The 15,027-nt window shown below is 59.7% G+C and carries 15 protein-coding genes; 13 read left to right on the top strand and 2 right to left on the bottom strand.

The annotated features are described in order from the left end of the window. Positions 1-104: 104 nt before the first annotated feature. The 10 genes from BJP08_RS04490 to BJP08_RS04445 all read left to right on the top strand — a co-directional run bounded on the left by BJP08_RS04490 (position 105) and on the right by BJP08_RS04445 (position 10,238). The gene (locus tag BJP08_RS04490) at positions 105-1,490 is read left to right on the top strand and encodes an anaerobic C4-dicarboxylate transporter (RefSeq protein ID WP_071568450.1); all 1,386 of its coding nucleotides are present in this window, start codon (positions 105-107) and stop codon (positions 1,488-1,490) included. 24 nt (positions 1,491-1,514) lie between these two features. After that, a complete protein-coding gene (locus tag BJP08_RS04485; protein WP_071568449.1) occupies positions 1,515-3,824 on the top strand; it encodes a Tex family protein in 2,310 nt (769 codons plus the stop codon). A gap of 114 nt (positions 3,825-3,938) precedes the next feature. Further along, entirely contained in the window at positions 3,939-4,286 is a 348-nt protein-coding gene (gene rplS / locus BJP08_RS04480; protein WP_071566108.1) for a 50S ribosomal protein L19, read from the top strand. 118 nt (positions 4,287-4,404) lie between these two features. After that, entirely contained in the window at positions 4,405-5,094 is a 690-nt protein-coding gene (gene lepB / locus BJP08_RS04475; RefSeq protein WP_083428418.1) for a signal peptidase I, read from the top strand. 25 nt (positions 5,095-5,119) lie between these two features. Beyond that, positions 5,120-5,770: a ribonuclease HII gene (locus tag BJP08_RS04470; RefSeq protein ID WP_071568600.1), complete on the top strand. Its 651-nt coding sequence runs from the start codon at positions 5,120-5,122 to the stop codon at positions 5,768-5,770. Continuing rightward, positions 5,760-6,068 (top strand): DUF2469 domain-containing protein, encoded by a 309-nt coding sequence (locus BJP08_RS04465; RefSeq protein WP_071566111.1) that lies wholly within the window; start codon positions 5,760-5,762, stop codon positions 6,066-6,068. Before BJP08_RS04470 ends, BJP08_RS04465 begins: the two co-directional genes overlap by 11 nt. A 144-nt stretch (positions 6,069-6,212) precedes the next feature. Next, positions 6,213-6,587, top strand: coding sequence for a YraN family protein (locus tag BJP08_RS04460; protein ID WP_083428402.1), 375 nt, complete (start codon positions 6,213-6,215; stop codon positions 6,585-6,587). Further along, complete coding sequence (locus BJP08_RS04455) at positions 6,574-8,130, top strand: YifB family Mg chelatase-like AAA ATPase (protein ID WP_071568447.1); 1,557 nt, start codon at positions 6,574-6,576, stop codon at positions 8,128-8,130. The genes BJP08_RS04460 and BJP08_RS04455 overlap by 14 nt, the downstream gene beginning before the upstream one ends. After that, positions 8,127-9,311, top strand: coding sequence for a DNA-processing protein DprA (locus tag BJP08_RS04450; RefSeq protein ID WP_071568446.1), 1,185 nt, complete (start codon positions 8,127-8,129; stop codon positions 9,309-9,311). Before BJP08_RS04455 ends, BJP08_RS04450 begins: the two co-directional genes overlap by 4 nt. Before the next feature lie 21 nt (positions 9,312-9,332). Then, positions 9,333-10,238 (top strand): tyrosine recombinase XerC, encoded by a 906-nt coding sequence (locus BJP08_RS04445; protein WP_071568445.1) that lies wholly within the window; start codon positions 9,333-9,335, stop codon positions 10,236-10,238. Positions 10,239-10,242: 4 nt separating this feature from the next. Here the strand turns inward: BJP08_RS04445 and BJP08_RS04440 are convergent, their stop codons facing one another. After that, entirely contained in the window at positions 10,243-10,740 is a 498-nt protein-coding gene (locus BJP08_RS04440; RefSeq protein ID WP_071568444.1) for a M23 family metallopeptidase, read from the bottom strand. Positions 10,741-11,042: 302 nt separating this feature from the next. On the opposite strand from BJP08_RS04440, the gene rpsB reads away from it, so the two are divergent. The 3 genes from rpsB (at position 11,043) to pyrH (ending at position 13,827) form a co-directional block, all read left to right on the top strand. Then, positions 11,043-11,957, top strand: coding sequence for a 30S ribosomal protein S2 (rpsB, locus tag BJP08_RS04435; RefSeq protein WP_071568443.1), 915 nt, complete (start codon positions 11,043-11,045; stop codon positions 11,955-11,957). Positions 11,958-12,124: 167 nt separating this feature from the next. Continuing rightward, positions 12,125-12,943 carry a translation elongation factor Ts gene (tsf, locus tag BJP08_RS04430; RefSeq protein WP_071568442.1) on the top strand — a complete coding sequence of 273 codons (819 nt, stop codon included), beginning with the start codon at positions 12,125-12,127 and terminating at the stop codon, positions 12,941-12,943. Between the two features lie 200 nt (positions 12,944-13,143). Further along, positions 13,144-13,827 carry a UMP kinase gene (gene pyrH / locus BJP08_RS04425; protein WP_218160227.1) on the top strand — a complete coding sequence of 228 codons (684 nt, stop codon included), beginning with the start codon at positions 13,144-13,146 and terminating at the stop codon, positions 13,825-13,827. Here the strand turns inward: pyrH and BJP08_RS04420 are convergent. Beyond that, the gene (locus tag BJP08_RS04420) at positions 13,824-14,921 is read right to left on the bottom strand and encodes an amidase (RefSeq protein WP_071568441.1); all 1,098 of its coding nucleotides are present in this window, start codon (positions 14,919-14,921) and stop codon (positions 13,824-13,826) included. The genes pyrH and BJP08_RS04420 overlap by 4 nt on opposite strands. Positions 14,922-15,027: the final 106 nt, after the last annotated feature.

Raw genomic sequence — 15,027 nt, 5'->3', positions numbered from 1 at the left:
GCAACCATATAGATAATATTAATCTGCTTAGATATTACTAATGGTCAGCGCAGGGTCAGAACGTTGTGCCCGCATGGCTCTATCACAGGAAGGTGCGTGCGAGTATGCTCGCGTCCGTGTTGGATCCCACTTCGGGGTTCGCCATCATTCTCCAGATACTCATAATTCTGTCTGCACTGGTCCTCGGGACACGGTATGGCGGAATTGGGCTAGGGCTGATTTCCGGAATTGGCCTCATGCTCATGGTATTTCTCTTTGGTATTGCGCCAGGCGAACCACCAGTGAGCGTGATGTTGACGATCATCGCTGTGATTGGATGTGCGTCAACATTGCAACAAGCCGGCGGGCTTGAAGTGATGATGCAGCAGGCGGAAAAGCTGCTCCGAGCCCATCCCGAACGCGTGACGATCCTCGCGCCTCTTACAACATGGTTCCTCACTGTACTTTGCGGTACTGGGCACGTGGTGTACACCATGTTTCCGATTATTGAGGACATCGCCTTGAAGAAAGGTATCCGTCCGGAGCGCCCGATGGCGGTCTCGTCAACTGCGTCTCAAATGGGGATTACGGCCTCACCAGTTTCGGTCGCGACAGTGTCGTTAGCATCGATTCTTGCAGAGCACGCCGGTGTCATTGACAAGGCGTACTCAATTCCACAGATTTTGTCTGTTGCGATTCCTGCGTCTCTTTCCGGTGTATTGCTTGCTGCGCTGTGGTCTTTGCGGCGTGGGAAGGACCTTGAGGATGACCCTATTTTTCAGGAAAAGATGCAAGACCCAGAGTTTGCTGCATCAATAAAGGAGTCCGGTCATTCACTGTTGGGGAAGAAGTTCACCAAGTCTTCGAAGCGCTCCGTATGGATCTTTTTGTGTGCGATTGCCTTTGTCGTCGTTCTCGGCGCCGTTGAACGTTTACGGCCAGTTTTCGAAACTGACAGTGGAGATATGAAACCGCTTTCGATGAACCTTGCAATCCAAATGGTGATGCTGCTCGCGGGTGCTCTCATTCTTCTGACTTGCAATGTTGATCATTCAAAGATTGCGAGCACACCGGTCTTTCGCGCTGGGATGACAGCTGTTTTCTCAGTGTTTGGCGTGGCCTGGATGGCGGATACGTTCTTCGCTGTGCACATCGACCAACTAGAGACAAGTCTTGGGTCAGTTGTTGAGTCTGCTCCTTGGGCATATGCGTTGGTCCTGCTGATCGTGTCGAAACTGGTGAATTCTCAGGCTGCGGCGCTGGTGGCTATTGCTCCGATCGGGCTGGCGCTTGGTATTGACCCCGCTGTCATGGTTGGTTTTTACGGTGCAGCGTATGGGTACTGGATTTTGCCAACTTACCCCTCCGATCTGGCATGTATTGGTTTCGACCGGACAGGAACTACGCGGATCGGCAGGTTTGTGATTAATCACTCGTTCCTCGTGCCGGGCGCGATCTGTGTATTCACATCGTGTCTTGTGGGCTCTGTGTTGGCTCAGCTGGTGCTCTAGTGGGCGTCGATTAGAATATCCCGAATGACGTTCATTGCTGAGACCATTGCATCGGAACTCCAAGTAGCGCCACGCCACGTTGAGGCTGCGTTGCAGCTGTTGGCAGAGGGAAACACGGTCCCGTTTATTTCTCGCTACCGGAAGGAAGCGACCGGCGGCTTGGATGACACGCAGTTGCGCCATATCGAGCAGCGCAACCAGTATCTGCTCGAGCTTGAGGAGCGCAAGGCGTCGGTCATTGAAGCCATTGAGGAGCAAGGCAAACTCACTGATGAGCTGAAGGCGCTCATTTTGGGTGCGGACACGAAGGCGCGCGTCGAGGACCTGTACCTTCCGTACAAGAAACGCAGGAAGACTAAGGCGGACATCGCTCGCGAGGCAGGGCTTGAACCACTGGTCAACACACTTATCGACGCCCCCTCCGCCGATCCCGAGGCCGAGGCGGCAAGCTATGTGTGCGAGGGGTTCCCGGACACGAAAGCCGTGCTCGAGGGCGCCCGCGCGATCCTGGTGGACACGATTGCCACCGACGCCGACCTCGTCGGCGAGGTCCGCAACAAAGTGTATGAAACTGGCACGATGCGTTCGAGTGCTGTCGCAGGAAAAGAAGACGAGGGGGCGAAGTTCCGCGACTATTTCGACTTCAGCGAGCCATTCGCCTCGTTGCCGTCGCACCGCATCCTGGCGCTGTTGCGCGGAGAGCAGGAGGGCGTGCTTTCGCTGGACTTGGACGCCGGCGACGACGCTGTGTACGAGGGGATGATCGCGGACCGCTTCGACCTTGCCTGCGATCAGAGCCAGTGGCTGGCGAAGACCGTGCGGTGGGCGTGGAAGACGAAGCTGCAAGTTTCTTCAAATCTGGATACCAGGATGCGTCTGAAAGAGCGCGCGGATGAAGCGGCCCTGGATGTCTTTAGCACGAACTTGCGTGACGTGTTGCTGGCAGCACCTGCTGGCCAGCGCGCAACGCTGGCGCTGGATCCCGGCTACAGGAACGGTGTGAAAACTGCGACTGTTGACGGCACAGGGAAGGTGCTCGCGACTGCAATCGTGTACCCGCACCAACCGCAGAATCAGTGGCAGCAGGCGGTGCAAGTGCTAGCGAACACCGTGGCGGAACACGGCGTGGAGCTCATCGCGATTGGTAACGGAACGGCGTCGCGGGAGACTGAGAAGCTTGCGCGGGAGGTCGCGGACATGATCGCTGCAGCTGGTGGGCGCAGGCCAGTGCCCGTCGTGGTGTCGGAGTCGGGCGCGTCGGTCTACTCGGCTTCTGAGATCGCGGCGCAGGAGTTTCCAGACATGGACGTTTCGCTGCGCTCTGCGGTCTCGATTGGTCGGCGCCTGCAGGATCCGCTCGCGGAACTGGTCAAAGTCGACCCGAAGTCGATCGGTGTGGGGCAGTACCAGCATGACGTCAACCAGACGGCGCTCGCACAGTCGCTGGACGCCGTGGTAGAGGACGCGGTCAACTCCGTCGGAGTGGACGTCAATACGGCGTCGGTGCCACTGCTGGAGCGAGTCGCTGGCGTGACGCCGACAATTGCGAAAAACATCGTTGCCTACCGCGACGAGCACGGAGTGTTCGCCTCGCGCAAGGAGCTGAAGAAGGTGCCACGCCTTGGGCCGAAGGCTTTCGAGCAGTCGGCTGGCTTCCTTCGTATTCAGGGTGGGGAGAACCCGCTCGATGGCTCCGCAGTGCACCCCGAGGCGTACCCTGTAGTGGAGCGTATCGCCCAGCAGTCCGGGGTGGACACTGCTGCGCTGGTTGGTAACAGTTCGGTGCTGTCCAGGCTGCGGCCGCAAGATTTTGCCGACGACACCTTCGGTGTTCCGACCATTACGGATATTCTCGCCGAGCTAGAGAAGCCGGGGCGTGATCCGCGCCCTGAGTTTAAGACGGCCACGTTTAAAGAGGGCGTGCACAAGGTATCCGATCTGCAGCCGGGCATGATCCTGGAGGGGACCGTCACCAACGTCGCAGCCTTCGGTGCGTTTGTCGATGTGGGTGTGCACCAGGATGGGCTTGTGCACGTTTCGGCGATGAGCCACTCGTTTGTGAAGGATCCGCACGAGGTTGTGCGCTCAGGCGAGGTAGTGAAGGTAAAGGTGCTTGAGGTGGATGTGCAACGGCAGCGGATTAGCCTCTCGTTGCGTCTCGACGACGAACCGGGGAGCACGCAAAAGCGCGCACCGTCTCGCGGGAAGAAGCCGCAGCAGAACGCGGGGCGCCAAGGAGGCAACCGACGGCGTGACCGAGGTGGCCGTGCTGACCGTGCAGCACAGCGCGGCTCGATGGCCGATGCATTAAAACGTGCCGGATTTGGGAAGTAACGTGCGCACATGTAGAATCGTGCGGGTTATTGTAAGCGACATGAACCAGTCGAGCGTCCACGTGTGGAAAAAGCCGCTAGGGTCCTCTGTCCAGAAACGTAAAGGATTGCTTCAATGAGCAATGGCATTATTGATCTTGTAGACGCAGGCCAGCTGCGCGATGACATCCCTGAGTTCCGCGCGGGCGATACCGTTGACGTTCACGTCAAGGTTATCGAGGGTTCTGTCACTCGTACCCAGGTCTTCACCGGCTTCGTCGTTCGTCGTCAGGGCGACGGCATCCGTGAGACGTTCACGGTCCGCAAGGTTTCCTTCGGTATCGGTGTTGAGCGTACCTTCCCGGTACACTCCCCGAACCTTGAGAAGATTGAGGTTGTCCGCAAGGGTGACGTTCGTCGTGCGAAGCTGTACTACATGCGCGACCTGCGTGGCAAGGCTGCCCGCATCAAGGAGCGTCGCTAAGCGATACTCGCTTCTTACGCCGCACCCCGCACGCTTACGCTTCGTAAGGTGCGGGGTGTTTTGTTGCGCTGCTAGAGTGTTGCGGGTGAACGAAAAGAGCGCATCCGAAGAAAAGTCCATGCCGTGGTACATCGAGATCCCGATGGTCGTTGTACTCACTCTGGTGTTTATCTTCGTTATTCAAACATTTATTGGTCGCCTGTATGTGATTCCGTCTGCGTCGATGGAACCGACGCTGCACGGACAGGACGGCAAGGGTGATCGCATCTTTGTGGAGAAGGTGTCGTACTATTTCTCCGATCCGGAGCCGGGGGATGTTGTCGTCTTTAAGGGCACGGATTCGTGGAACACTGGCTTTGTCACGAACCGCTCTGACAACCCGGCAATTGCTGGGTTGCAGGAGGTGTCGTCCTGGGTGGGGCTTGTTCCGAAAGACGAGAACACGTTGGTGAAGCGCATTATCGCGAAGGGTGGCCAGACGGTGTCTTGCCAGGAGGGTGATCCAGCGGTGATGGTGGACGGCAAACCTATTGATCAGTCCTACACCCTGCAGCCGAATTACTACCCGGTGGACCCTGAGACAGGTTCGGATGCCTGCGGAGGTAACTACTTCGGCCCGGTGACCGTCCCGGAGGGCAACTATTTCATGATGGGCGATAACCGCACGAACTCGGCTGACTCGCGGTACCACCTCGGCGACGAATACCAGGGCACCATTCCGGAGGAAAACCTGCGTGGTAAGGTTCTCGCGATCGTGTTCCCGCTTCAGCGTTTCGGCGGCGTCGACGATCCAGCGATCCAGCAGTAGTACGAAACCTGGTGTGTGAGCTGTGGTGCGGCGATTGAAGCAGCTGCGTACCTACGAGGTGGCACTTGAAAAGGCCGGTCTTGGTCCAGTCGCAGGGGTTGATGAAGCAGGGAGGGGAGCCTGCTTCGGGCCGCTGACGGTTGCCGCATGCGTGCTACCACCGCAGCCGATACGGCAGCTTGACGGGCTCACGGACTCCAAGCAGTTGACGGCGAAGCGTCGAGAAGCGCTCTTTGACGTGATTCGCCAGCACGCACTGGCGTACTCGATTGTGCATGTGCCCGCCCACGAGATCGATCATCGTGGGGTGCAGCACGCCAACATCGACGGTGCGCGGCGCGCGGTTGCACTGCTGGAAACAGAAGCCCGGTACGCACTTGTAGATGCATTCCACATTGCGGGGTTGCCTGTGCCGCAACTGCCGATTGTTGGTGGGGACGCGAGTGCGCGCTGCATTGCTGCGGCCAGTGTGTTGGCCAAGGTGAGTCGGGACCGTCTGCTTGATGGGTACGCGGAGCAGTTCCCGGGCTACGGGCTTGAGCGGCATAAGGGCTACGGTACGAAGGCACACATGGACGCGGTGCGCCGTCACGGGGCAACGCCGCAACATCGTTATAGTTATGCCAACGTGAGAACTGCCGTTGAGATTTACGAAGGGGGCACCCATGAGTGCTGAGGACCTGGACAACTACGAGGCTGACGTTGAGCTATCGCTGTACCGTGAGTACCGCGATGTTGCGAGTCAGTTTTCGTTTGTTGTGGAGACTGAGCGTCGCTTCTACCTTGCGAACGCTGTCGAGTTGATCCCGCACAAAGACGGCAGCGATGTGTACTACGAGGTCCGCATGTCTGACTGCTGGGTGTGGGATATGTATCGTGCCGTGCGGTTTGTCCGCTACGTGCGAGTGATTACGTACAAGGACGTCAATATCGAGGAATTGGATAAGCCGGACATCACGTTCCCGAACTCGTAATCTGCTTTTCGACGTCCCCTCCGCCCCTCCCACGCGTTGCTGTTAAGGAACCGCGGGAGGGGTTTTTGCGTCTAATCACACACGCCTCTGCTGTGTGCTGAGGCGTGTTTGAACGAAACGTTTTGTGAAGAGGGGAACGAAAACATGCAGAAACCATGTATGGACCAATATCAGCTTGGCCGCTTAGGCGAAGACGCTGTACTGGAGGAGTACTTAGCATTGGGCTACACGTGCCTCGGTAAGCGGGTGCGGTGTAGGCAGGGGGAAATCGACCTGATTATGCAGGATGCGTACGGCACTGTGGTGTTCGTGGAGGTAAAAACCAGGCGTCTGCCTGGGTTTGGTTCCGTAGAGGCCGTGCACGCGAAGAAGATGATGGCGATGCGCAACGCCGCCGCCGAGTGGTTGCGAAGCACCGAGGGGTTTTACGAGGTCCGCTTCGATGTTGTGGAGGCGATCTACCACGAGGATGGGTTTGAATTCGAGTTCATCATGGGGGTTGAAGATGCCGCTTGCTAGTACCTTGAGTGCCACGGTTGAGGGGATTCGGGCGCGCGTCGTGCGGGTGGAGGCCAATGTAGGGCCGGGTTTGCCAGGTACGCACATCGTCGGACTTGCTGACGCCGCCGTGAAAGAGTCTCGCGAGCGAATCCGAACCGCCTGTCGCAATAGCTCGCTGCCGTGGCCGAAGACGAAGGCGATGGTGTCGTTGTCGCCGGCGCACGTGCCGAAGGCTGGATCTCAGTTTGATTTACCGATTGCGTTGGCGGTGATGGGGAGCTTGGATCCGCGTGCGCAGCGGGCACTATCGCGCACATTTATTGTGGGTGAACTTGCGCTGGACGGCAGTTTGCGGCCAGTTCCGGATGTGCTCCCCATGCTCCTGGCTGCTCAAGAGCTGCTTGGTGAGGAAGGCGGAATCGATCGCATTGTGGTCCCGCGTGCGAACGAGCAGCAGGCGCAGCTCGTGTGCCGAGGCGATATCGTGCTGGCCGATTCGCTGGCGCAGGTGTGGGCCTGGTTGCTCGGTGAGGAAATGCTCGAAGCAGCGTCCGCGCGTGTGCCAAACGCTGCGCGCGGACGCCAGCCGGATTTCGCAGATATCGCGGGCCAGGGACCTGAGCGCAGAATCTTAGAGATAGCCGCAGCTGGTGCGCACCACATGCTGATGATCGGCCCACCTGGTTCGGGAAAGTCGATGCTGGCGGAACGGCTGCCTTCGATCCTGCCTGCATTGGATGTTGAAGAGATGGTTACGTCAACCGCGATTCATGCGGCTGCCGGAATCGCTGGAGGCGGGTTAGTGACGCATCCTCCGTTTATCGCACCGGATCCTTCGCTATCGAAGATCCAGCTCATCGGCGGTGGCAGTGGGGTACCACGTCCCGGTGCGGTCAGCCAGGCACACAACGGTGTGCTGTTTCTCGACGAGGCCTCTGAGATTGCGTCGGCCACGTTGGATGCGTTGCGGATCCCCCTGGAGAAAGGGGAGGTACGACTGCGTCGCAGTAACCGTGACGTGGTCTTCCCCGCAGACTTCCAACTGATTCTCGCGATGAACCCATGCCCGTGTGGAAAGCCGGCTCACCTCTGTCGCTGTTCCGGGGGACAGCGCGCACGGTATGCGCGCAAGATTTCGGGGCCGTTGCGGGACCGTCTCGATATTGTCTGTAGGACCTCGTTGGATAATGCGGTGCTGAACCCAAGTGGGGCAGAGCCATCGGCAGATATTGCGCAGCGTGTTGCGCAGGCTCGCGACCGCGCGACACACCGTTGGCGCACGTGCGAGGAACACACTGGCGGCGCGCTCACCAATGCGCGGGTGCCGGGGCCGTGGCTGCGTCGACACTTCCCAGCGCAAGACTCCGCGATGATGTTCCTCTCTTCGATGTTGGCGCGTGGGGAGGTGACCCAGCGAGGTATCGATCGCATCTTGAAGCTGTCGTGGACGCTGGCGGACCTCCAAGGGGACTCGTGCCCGCACCTCGGCCACGTCGCCGAGGCCGTCGACCTGCGGGAGGATCAGGCCTTTCCGACCGAGCGCGAGGAGGTGTCGGCATGAGCGCGCTTGAATCGTGGGCCTACCTCAACCGAGTCATTGAGGGACCGTCGACAACGCTGTGGGCGCTTCGGAATGAGGGCTACACCGCTGACGAAATCGCCGAAGGCGTGCGCACCCGAGCACCCTGGCTTGGTGATCTCGCCGCCGACACCGACGCAAGATACACCTGGGATCAGCCAGCAGAAGATCTTGCTACCGCCGCGGAGCATGGCTACTCGCTCATTACACCGGAGTCGCCGGAGTGGCCGCGCGAACGGATTTATGAATCCTTCCGCCTTGGAGCGAAGCTCAGCGTGGATGGGGAGGGCGTCCCGGCGCGCCCTGATGGGGTTCCTCCACACGCGCTGTGGGTGCGCGGGAACACGAACTTGCCGGAACTGCTGGAGAACTCGATTGCGATCGTCGGTACGCGAGCGCTGAGCGCATACGGGCATTCGGCCACCCGTGACATCGTGCACGGGCTGAAACGCTGGGGATACACCATCGTCTCCGGCGGGGCGCTTGGCATTGATGCGGCAGCCCACGACGCGGCCCTCGAGGCTGGTCTGCCGACCGTGGTGTTCGCCGCATGTGGGCCAGGCGTCACCTACCCGAGGCGCCACCAGCAACTGTTTGACCGCATCATCGCTGCCGGTGGAGCAATCATCACCGAATACAGCCCGGGCATGGCCCCGGAGCGGCACCGCTTCCTCACGAGGAACCGGCTCGTCGCCGGGCTTACCCAAGCTACCCTGGTGATCGAAGCTGCCTACCGGTCCGGGGCACTCAGCACGCTGCGCTGGGCGCAGTACTACCACCGCGGCACACTCGCAGTGCCCGGGCCGATCACCACCGCTGGATCAGTCGGGACCAACCTGGCCATCTACAAAGGCGAAGCCACCATGGTGCTCAACGCGACCTACGTCCACGAAGCGATACGCCTCGAAAACGGCCTGGAAGCAGAGCAAGAACTCGCAGACGACAACAAGGCAACCCCGCTGCAGCTACTCACACGAACCGAGATGCGCATTTACGATGCCTCACCAAAACACCACCGCGAAGGGCTCGCCGCGGAGGAGATCGCGAGGGCCGCAGCGTTGTCCCTGCAGGTTACCGTCAACGTGCTCATCGAGTTGCAAGGAAAAGGGCTCATCCAGCGAGACGGCCAGCTATGGCGACGCAGCGAAACAGCGAAGACGTAAGCTGCCGATACAATACGGGGCATGAATAGCAGCCACGATCAGTCGTCCACCCAGTTCCTCACCGCGGTGGACGACTTCATCGACTACTGCCAACACGTGAAAAACCGCGCAGCGGCAACCTGCAAAAGCTACAAATCTGACCTCACCACACTCGCGCCATACACACCAGATCTCCAGGCGTTTACGATCGACGCCCTGCGCCGCTGGCTTGCCGACGCCGTCCAAGCCGGCAAAGCCCGCTCCACCATCGCACGACGCACCGCATCCGCACGCGCCTTCTCCACCTGGGCTTACCAACACGGCTACATCGCCAAAGACGAAGCCGCACGCCTGCGCACCCCGAAAGAGCAACGCAAACTCCCCACCGTGCTCAGCGCCCCAGCCGCCGAAGAACTTATTCGCCCCCACGGTCACACACCACAAGACATCCGTGACACCGCCATCCTCGAATTGCTCTACGCCAGTGCAATCCGCGTCGGCGAACTCGTCGCCCTCAACATCGACGACCTCGACCTGCACACCAACACCGCAAAAGTCACAGGCAAAGGCAACAAACAACGCATCGTTCCATTCGGAACCAACGCGCACAACGCACTGACCACATGGCTTCACGACGCCCGCCCAGCACTTGCCACCGAAACCAACACAGGACCCGCCCCGCTCTTCGTAGGCAACCAAGGCAAACGCATCGACCAACGCCAAGTACGCCGAATCGTCGAGCGCGCCGGGCAGCAGACAGGACAGACGAGCGTGACGCCACACTCACTGCGGCACACTGCGGCCACGCAAATGCTTGAAGGGGGTGCTGATCTGCGCATGGTGCAAGAGATGCTCGGCCACTCCAGCTTGCAGACCACACAGATTTACACCCACGTCTCCTCGCAGCGGCTCACCCAGATCTACAATCAGGCGCATCCGCGGGCGTAGCTCTTCACCGTGTTGGTTTGAGCCGAATGGTGGGCGTCGATAAGAGGGACAGTGGGTTGATATAGGTGTCCTTTGCGACGAGCGCACCCCAGTGCAACCCATCCTGCAAGTGTGCCTGTGGCCCGGTCGGCCGAGCCAGCGTCCCAATCACCTCGCCGACCGTTACTTCGTCGCCTTGCTGCACGCGGGCGTGTACCGGCTGGTAGGTCGTGCGGATTCCATCGGGGTGGTCGATGCTGATAATCGGAGTGCCTGCTACCTTGCCAACGAACGCCACTGTTCCGGCGTCGGCGGCGAGGACTGGCCCACCGATGCGCAGCGCAAGATCAACTCCGCGATGTCCCGGCATCCAGTTCTTCTCCGGGATCTGCGCGGGCCGGGTAACCCGGGTTGCGTGGGGAAGACCCGTGGTGGGGTCGACGTACGCGAGCGCGTGACCTGCCGACAACCATGCGCAGAGCGATATAAGGAGGGAAGTCGTCCATCGGAGAAGTGCGTGCATGATGCTATTGAGCCCCGCAGACGCAGCGTGGGGCAAGCTTCCGAGAGATGGCGCTGTGGATAACAATCAGCCTGTGGATAAGTACAACGGTTTGCGCAGGTCAAATTAGGTAATCGTGGGATGTTCGACTATGCTTGGCAAAGCAACTTTTCGAAGTTGACTACGCGCGCCGAATAACGCCAGCTCAGCAATGGTCCCGCAGTATGAGGGTGTTGAGAAGGTGCGGTGCTAGGGCGAGGGATAAAAACCCTCGCAGTACATGAACATTAACCGAACGAGATTACTCCAAAGGAGAAATTCCCATGGCAGTTGTAACCATGCGCGAACTCCTCGACGCAGGTGTGCACTTTGGCCACCAGACGCGTCGTTGGAACCCGAAGATGCGTCGCTTCATCTTCACCGACCGCAACGGCATTTACATCATCGACTTGCAGCAGACGCTGACCTACATTGACGAGGCTTTCGAGTTCGTCAAGGAAACCGTTGCGCACGGCGGCACGATCCTGTTTGTTGGTACGAAGAAGCAGGCGCAGGAGCCTATCCAGGAAGAGGCTCAGCGTGTTGGTATGCCATACGTAACGCACCGCTGGCTCGGTGGCATGCTCACCAACTTCCAGACCGTCTCCAAGCGTATCGCCCGCATGAAGGAGCTCCAGGCAATGGATGCTGCTGAGAACGGCTACGCAGGTCGCGGTAAGAAGGAAGTGCTGATGCTGACCCGCGAGCGCCAGAAGCTTGAGCGCGTTCTCGGTGGCATCGCAGACATGACCAAGGCACCGTCCGCTCTGTGGGTTGTTGACACGAACAAGGAGCACATCGCGGTCAACGAGGCTGAGAAGCTGCGTATCCCGGTTGTTGCCGTCCTTGACACCAACTGCGACCCAGACGACGTCGACTTCCCAATTCCGGGCAACGACGACGCCATCGGTGCTGTCAAAATCCTGACCCGCATCATCGGTGAGGCAGTCATCGCTGGTAAGCAGCAGCGTGAGGAGCGTCAGCTGGCTTCCGCACGTGAGGCTGCAGGCGATACCGACGCTAAGCACCAGGCAGAGGTAGCCGAGGCAGCTGCGCAGGCAGCTGCATCCGCTGAGGTTTCCGCTGCAGACGCTGCGAAGGCGGCTGCTGAGGCTGAAGCTGCTGCGCCACAGGAGGTTGCACCAGTCGAGCAGCCACATGCTGTTCGCGCTGCAGAGCAAGCTCAGCAGGCTAAGTAACTCCGCTCGCAGGACGCACTAAACGTGTATCCTGCATAAGCGAGTGTGACACCCCGCGTCCTGTTCACGTCCTGGATTATGGGCGCGACACGGGCGTGGGGTGTTTTGTTTGAAGCAAAATTTTACGACGTATTTATCCACTACTGTACGAGGAGGATCGCCCGAATATGGCGAACTACACTGCTGCTGACGTTAAGAAGCTGCGCGAAACCACCGGCTCCGGCATGCTCGACTGCAAGAAGGCGCTGGAGGAGACCGGCGGCGACTTCGACAAGGCTGTTGAGCTGCTCCGCATCAAGGGTGCAAAGGACGTGGGCAAGCGCGCTGAGCGCAACGCTCTGGAGGGCCTCGTGGCTGTCTCAGGCAACACCATCGTCGAGATCAACTCTGAGACCGACTTCGTTGCAAAGAACGACGAGTTCAAGACCGTCGCTGCCAAGATCGCTGACGCTGCCGCTGCTGTGAAGGCGAACAGCCAGGAAGAGCTCGCAAACGCTGACGTCGATGGCGAGACCGCACACGATGTTCTTGAGCGCCTCTCCGCGAAGATCGGCGAGAAGCTGGAGCTGCGTCGCGCCGCCACCATCGAAGGTGAGCAGCTGGCGAAGTACCTGCACCAGCGTTCCGCTGACCTGCCACCGGCTGTTGGCGTTCTGGTTGCCTACAAGGGTGACAACGCTGAGGCTGCACACCAGGTTGCACTGCAGATCGCTGCGATGAAGGCTCGCTACCTCAAGGAAGAGGACATTCCAGCAGAGGTCATCGAGAAGGAGCGCGCTGTTCAGGAAGAGATCACCCGCAACGAGGGTAAGCCTGAGGCAGCTATTGCGAAGATCGTCGAAGGCCGCATGGGTGGCTTCTTCAAGGACGTTGTCCTTCTGGACCAGCCGTCGCTCGCTGACTCCAAGAAGACCGTGAAGCAGTTCACGGAGGAGAACGGTATCGAGGTCACCGACTTCGTTCGCTTCGAGGTTGGCCAGGCATAAGCTTGACGCTTTCCACCGCCGGTGTAGAGGGGCTACCCTCCATCGGCGGTTTCTTTATGCCCGGTTGCTACAAACCTGGCTGGGATCGCTAAGATCGGTCGGGAATAGAATTGTCCTCTACGGCTGGAATTGGCCAACTCTCAAGGAGCGTCCTCACAGTGTCAGAACTTGCGTCTACTCGCACAGGATTCAAACGCGTCATGCTTAAACTGGGCGGTGAAATGTTCGGTGGCGGAAAAGTTGGTATCGATCCGGACGTTGTCGAAAGCGTCGCATCGCAGATCGCTGAAGTTGCCCAGTCCGGAACCGAAGTCGCTGTCGTAATTGGTGGTGGGAACTTCTTCCGTGGCGCTGAACTGCAAAAACGCGGCCTGGACCGCGCGCGTTCCGACTACATGGGCATGCTCGGCACCGTGATGAACTGCCTGGCGCTCCAGGACTTCCTGCAGCAAAAGGGCGTCGACTGCCGCGTGCAGACCTCCATCAACATGGCGCAGATTGCTGAGCCGTACCTGCCGCTTCGCGCAGTGCGCCACCTGGAGAAAGGCCGAGTTGTCATCTTCGGCGCTGGTATGGGTATGCCGTACTTCTCCACAGACACCACGGCCGCACAGCGTGCCCTGGAAATCGGCTGCGAGGTGCTGCTGATGGCCAAGGGCGTCGACGGCGTGTACGACGACGACCCACGCACCAACCCAGACGCACAGCTCTACAGCGAGGTCTCTCCCCGCGAGGTGCTCGAAAAGGAACTCAAGGTTGCCGACGCCACCGCGTTCTCGCTGTGCATGGACAACAACATGCCGATTCTGGTCTTCAACCTGCTCAAGGAAGGCAATATTGCTCGTGCGGTGTCCGGCGAGCAGATCGGCACGCTCGTTTCCTAAAAGGCGCCGGGGAGTCCAAGGTGTTCGACGGTGCGCGCTACCGAAAGGAGCGCGCGTCCACCAACTGTGACTGACCCAAGGTGGAGCGCCCCGACCGCAACGGCGGGGCTGCCCATCACATTGAATAGTGTGCACCACGGTGTCCACACTGTTTGCTGGTAGAAGCTCTCTTCCGGGGTGAGGGAGGAGAAGTAGCCAATTGTTGGGGGATCAAACGCAATCGTGGGGGAGAGCACAATATCCACATCCCACTCGTGTTGCACGTGCCCAAGAAGTTGTCTGAAATGATCGTGCGCGTTGTGCAGCGACTCTGGGGAGACCGTGTTGCCTTGTTCGCGCATCCACGCGAGATAGCTGTTCTCGAGCGGCTCTACATTACAGAAACTGTGCGTGATGCGGTGCTTGAAATGCTCAAATGTCTCTTGTGCGTCGGCGTAGGGACGAAGCGGCACAACCTCATGGTGCTTGCCTAGCTCGCGCGCGGCTGCATCGAGGGCGTCGCCACGGCTGCTCGACACAGTGGTGGTGGCGAAGAGGCCGTCGATAAGGACTCCGATGCGAAGTCTGCGCACCGGGGTGGGGCGGTGGCCGTAGAGCTCGAACTGGTCGCTCACACTACGGGTGATAAAGCCGTGGGCGACGGCGGCACGTGTGCCAGGCTTGTACCCCACGGCACCGCAGGCTGCGGCAGGGACACGCAACGAACCCCCTGCGTCGGTGCCATGTGCTGCGCGGTAGAGCCCGCTGCCCACGAGTACCCCGGCCCCAGCTGAGGAGCCTCCAGGGGTGCAACCAGGGAAAATGGGAGACTCCAGTACTGGTGAGTGCGACTCCTCGGCGTAGCATGTCGCCCCCAGCTCGGCCGTTAGGGACTTCCCGGGGATAGACGCGCCAGACTCCAGCAACGCGGCAACAATCGGGCTGTGCTTCTCCGCAATGACTTTTCGTGACGGGTTGCCGTGCGACGTGGGCATCCCCGCGACATCCGTCCCGTCCTTGATCGGAATCTGCCACGAAGACAGCCTGCCCTGGCTAGTGCACAATGGGGTCGGGTGTGTGTAGACCAACGCAGCACTGGCAGGGGAGTAAAACATGGGGACAGTCTAGGCGCCGTGGGCGCCGATTTCTTGCCTTCGGAGTCAAGCCGCGGCACGTCTCGCAACGGAACGCTGGTAGATTAGTGTGCGACTTACTTGTCCC

The sequence above is a fragment of the Corynebacterium sp. NML140438 genome, assembly GCF_001875725.1.
Classification (GTDB): domain Bacteria; phylum Actinomycetota; class Actinomycetes; order Mycobacteriales; family Mycobacteriaceae; genus Corynebacterium.
The sequence above is the reverse complement of the archived record's forward strand: the minus strand, read 5'-3'. Positions and strand labels throughout refer to the sequence as shown.

Excerpts from the sequence above, each read along its gene's own strand:
- lepB (WP_083428418.1), top strand. The coding sequence starts at position 4,405 with ATGCCGTGGTACATCGAGATCCCGATGGTCGTTGTACTCACTCTGGTG.
- BJP08_RS04455 (WP_071568447.1), top strand. The coding sequence starts at position 6,574 with ATGCCGCTTGCTAGTACCTTGAGTGCCACGGTTGAGGGGATTCGGGCG.
- BJP08_RS04465 (WP_071566111.1), top strand. The coding sequence starts at position 5,760 with ATGAGTGCTGAGGACCTGGACAACTACGAGGCTGACGTTGAGCTATCG.
- BJP08_RS04445 (WP_071568445.1), top strand. The coding sequence starts at position 9,333 with ATGAATAGCAGCCACGATCAGTCGTCCACCCAGTTCCTCACCGCGGTG.
- pyrH (WP_218160227.1), top strand. The coding sequence starts at position 13,144 with ATGCTTAAACTGGGCGGTGAAATGTTCGGTGGCGGAAAAGTTGGTATC.
- rplS (WP_071566108.1), top strand. The coding sequence starts at position 3,939 with ATGAGCAATGGCATTATTGATCTTGTAGACGCAGGCCAGCTGCGCGAT.
- BJP08_RS04460 (WP_083428402.1), top strand. The coding sequence starts at position 6,213 with ATGCAGAAACCATGTATGGACCAATATCAGCTTGGCCGCTTAGGCGAA.
- rpsB (WP_071568443.1), top strand. The coding sequence starts at position 11,043 with ATGGCAGTTGTAACCATGCGCGAACTCCTCGACGCAGGTGTGCACTTT.
- BJP08_RS04450 (WP_071568446.1), top strand. The coding sequence starts at position 8,127 with ATGAGCGCGCTTGAATCGTGGGCCTACCTCAACCGAGTCATTGAGGGA.
- BJP08_RS04440 (WP_071568444.1), bottom strand. The coding sequence starts at position 10,740 with ATGCACGCACTTCTCCGATGGACGACTTCCCTCCTTATATCGCTCTGC.
- BJP08_RS04485 (WP_071568449.1), top strand. The coding sequence starts at position 1,515 with ATGACGTTCATTGCTGAGACCATTGCATCGGAACTCCAAGTAGCGCCA.
- BJP08_RS04420 (WP_071568441.1), bottom strand. The coding sequence starts at position 14,921 with ATGTTTTACTCCCCTGCCAGTGCTGCGTTGGTCTACACACACCCGACC.
- tsf (WP_071568442.1), top strand. The coding sequence starts at position 12,125 with ATGGCGAACTACACTGCTGCTGACGTTAAGAAGCTGCGCGAAACCACC.
- BJP08_RS04490 (WP_071568450.1), top strand. The coding sequence starts at position 105 with ATGCTCGCGTCCGTGTTGGATCCCACTTCGGGGTTCGCCATCATTCTC.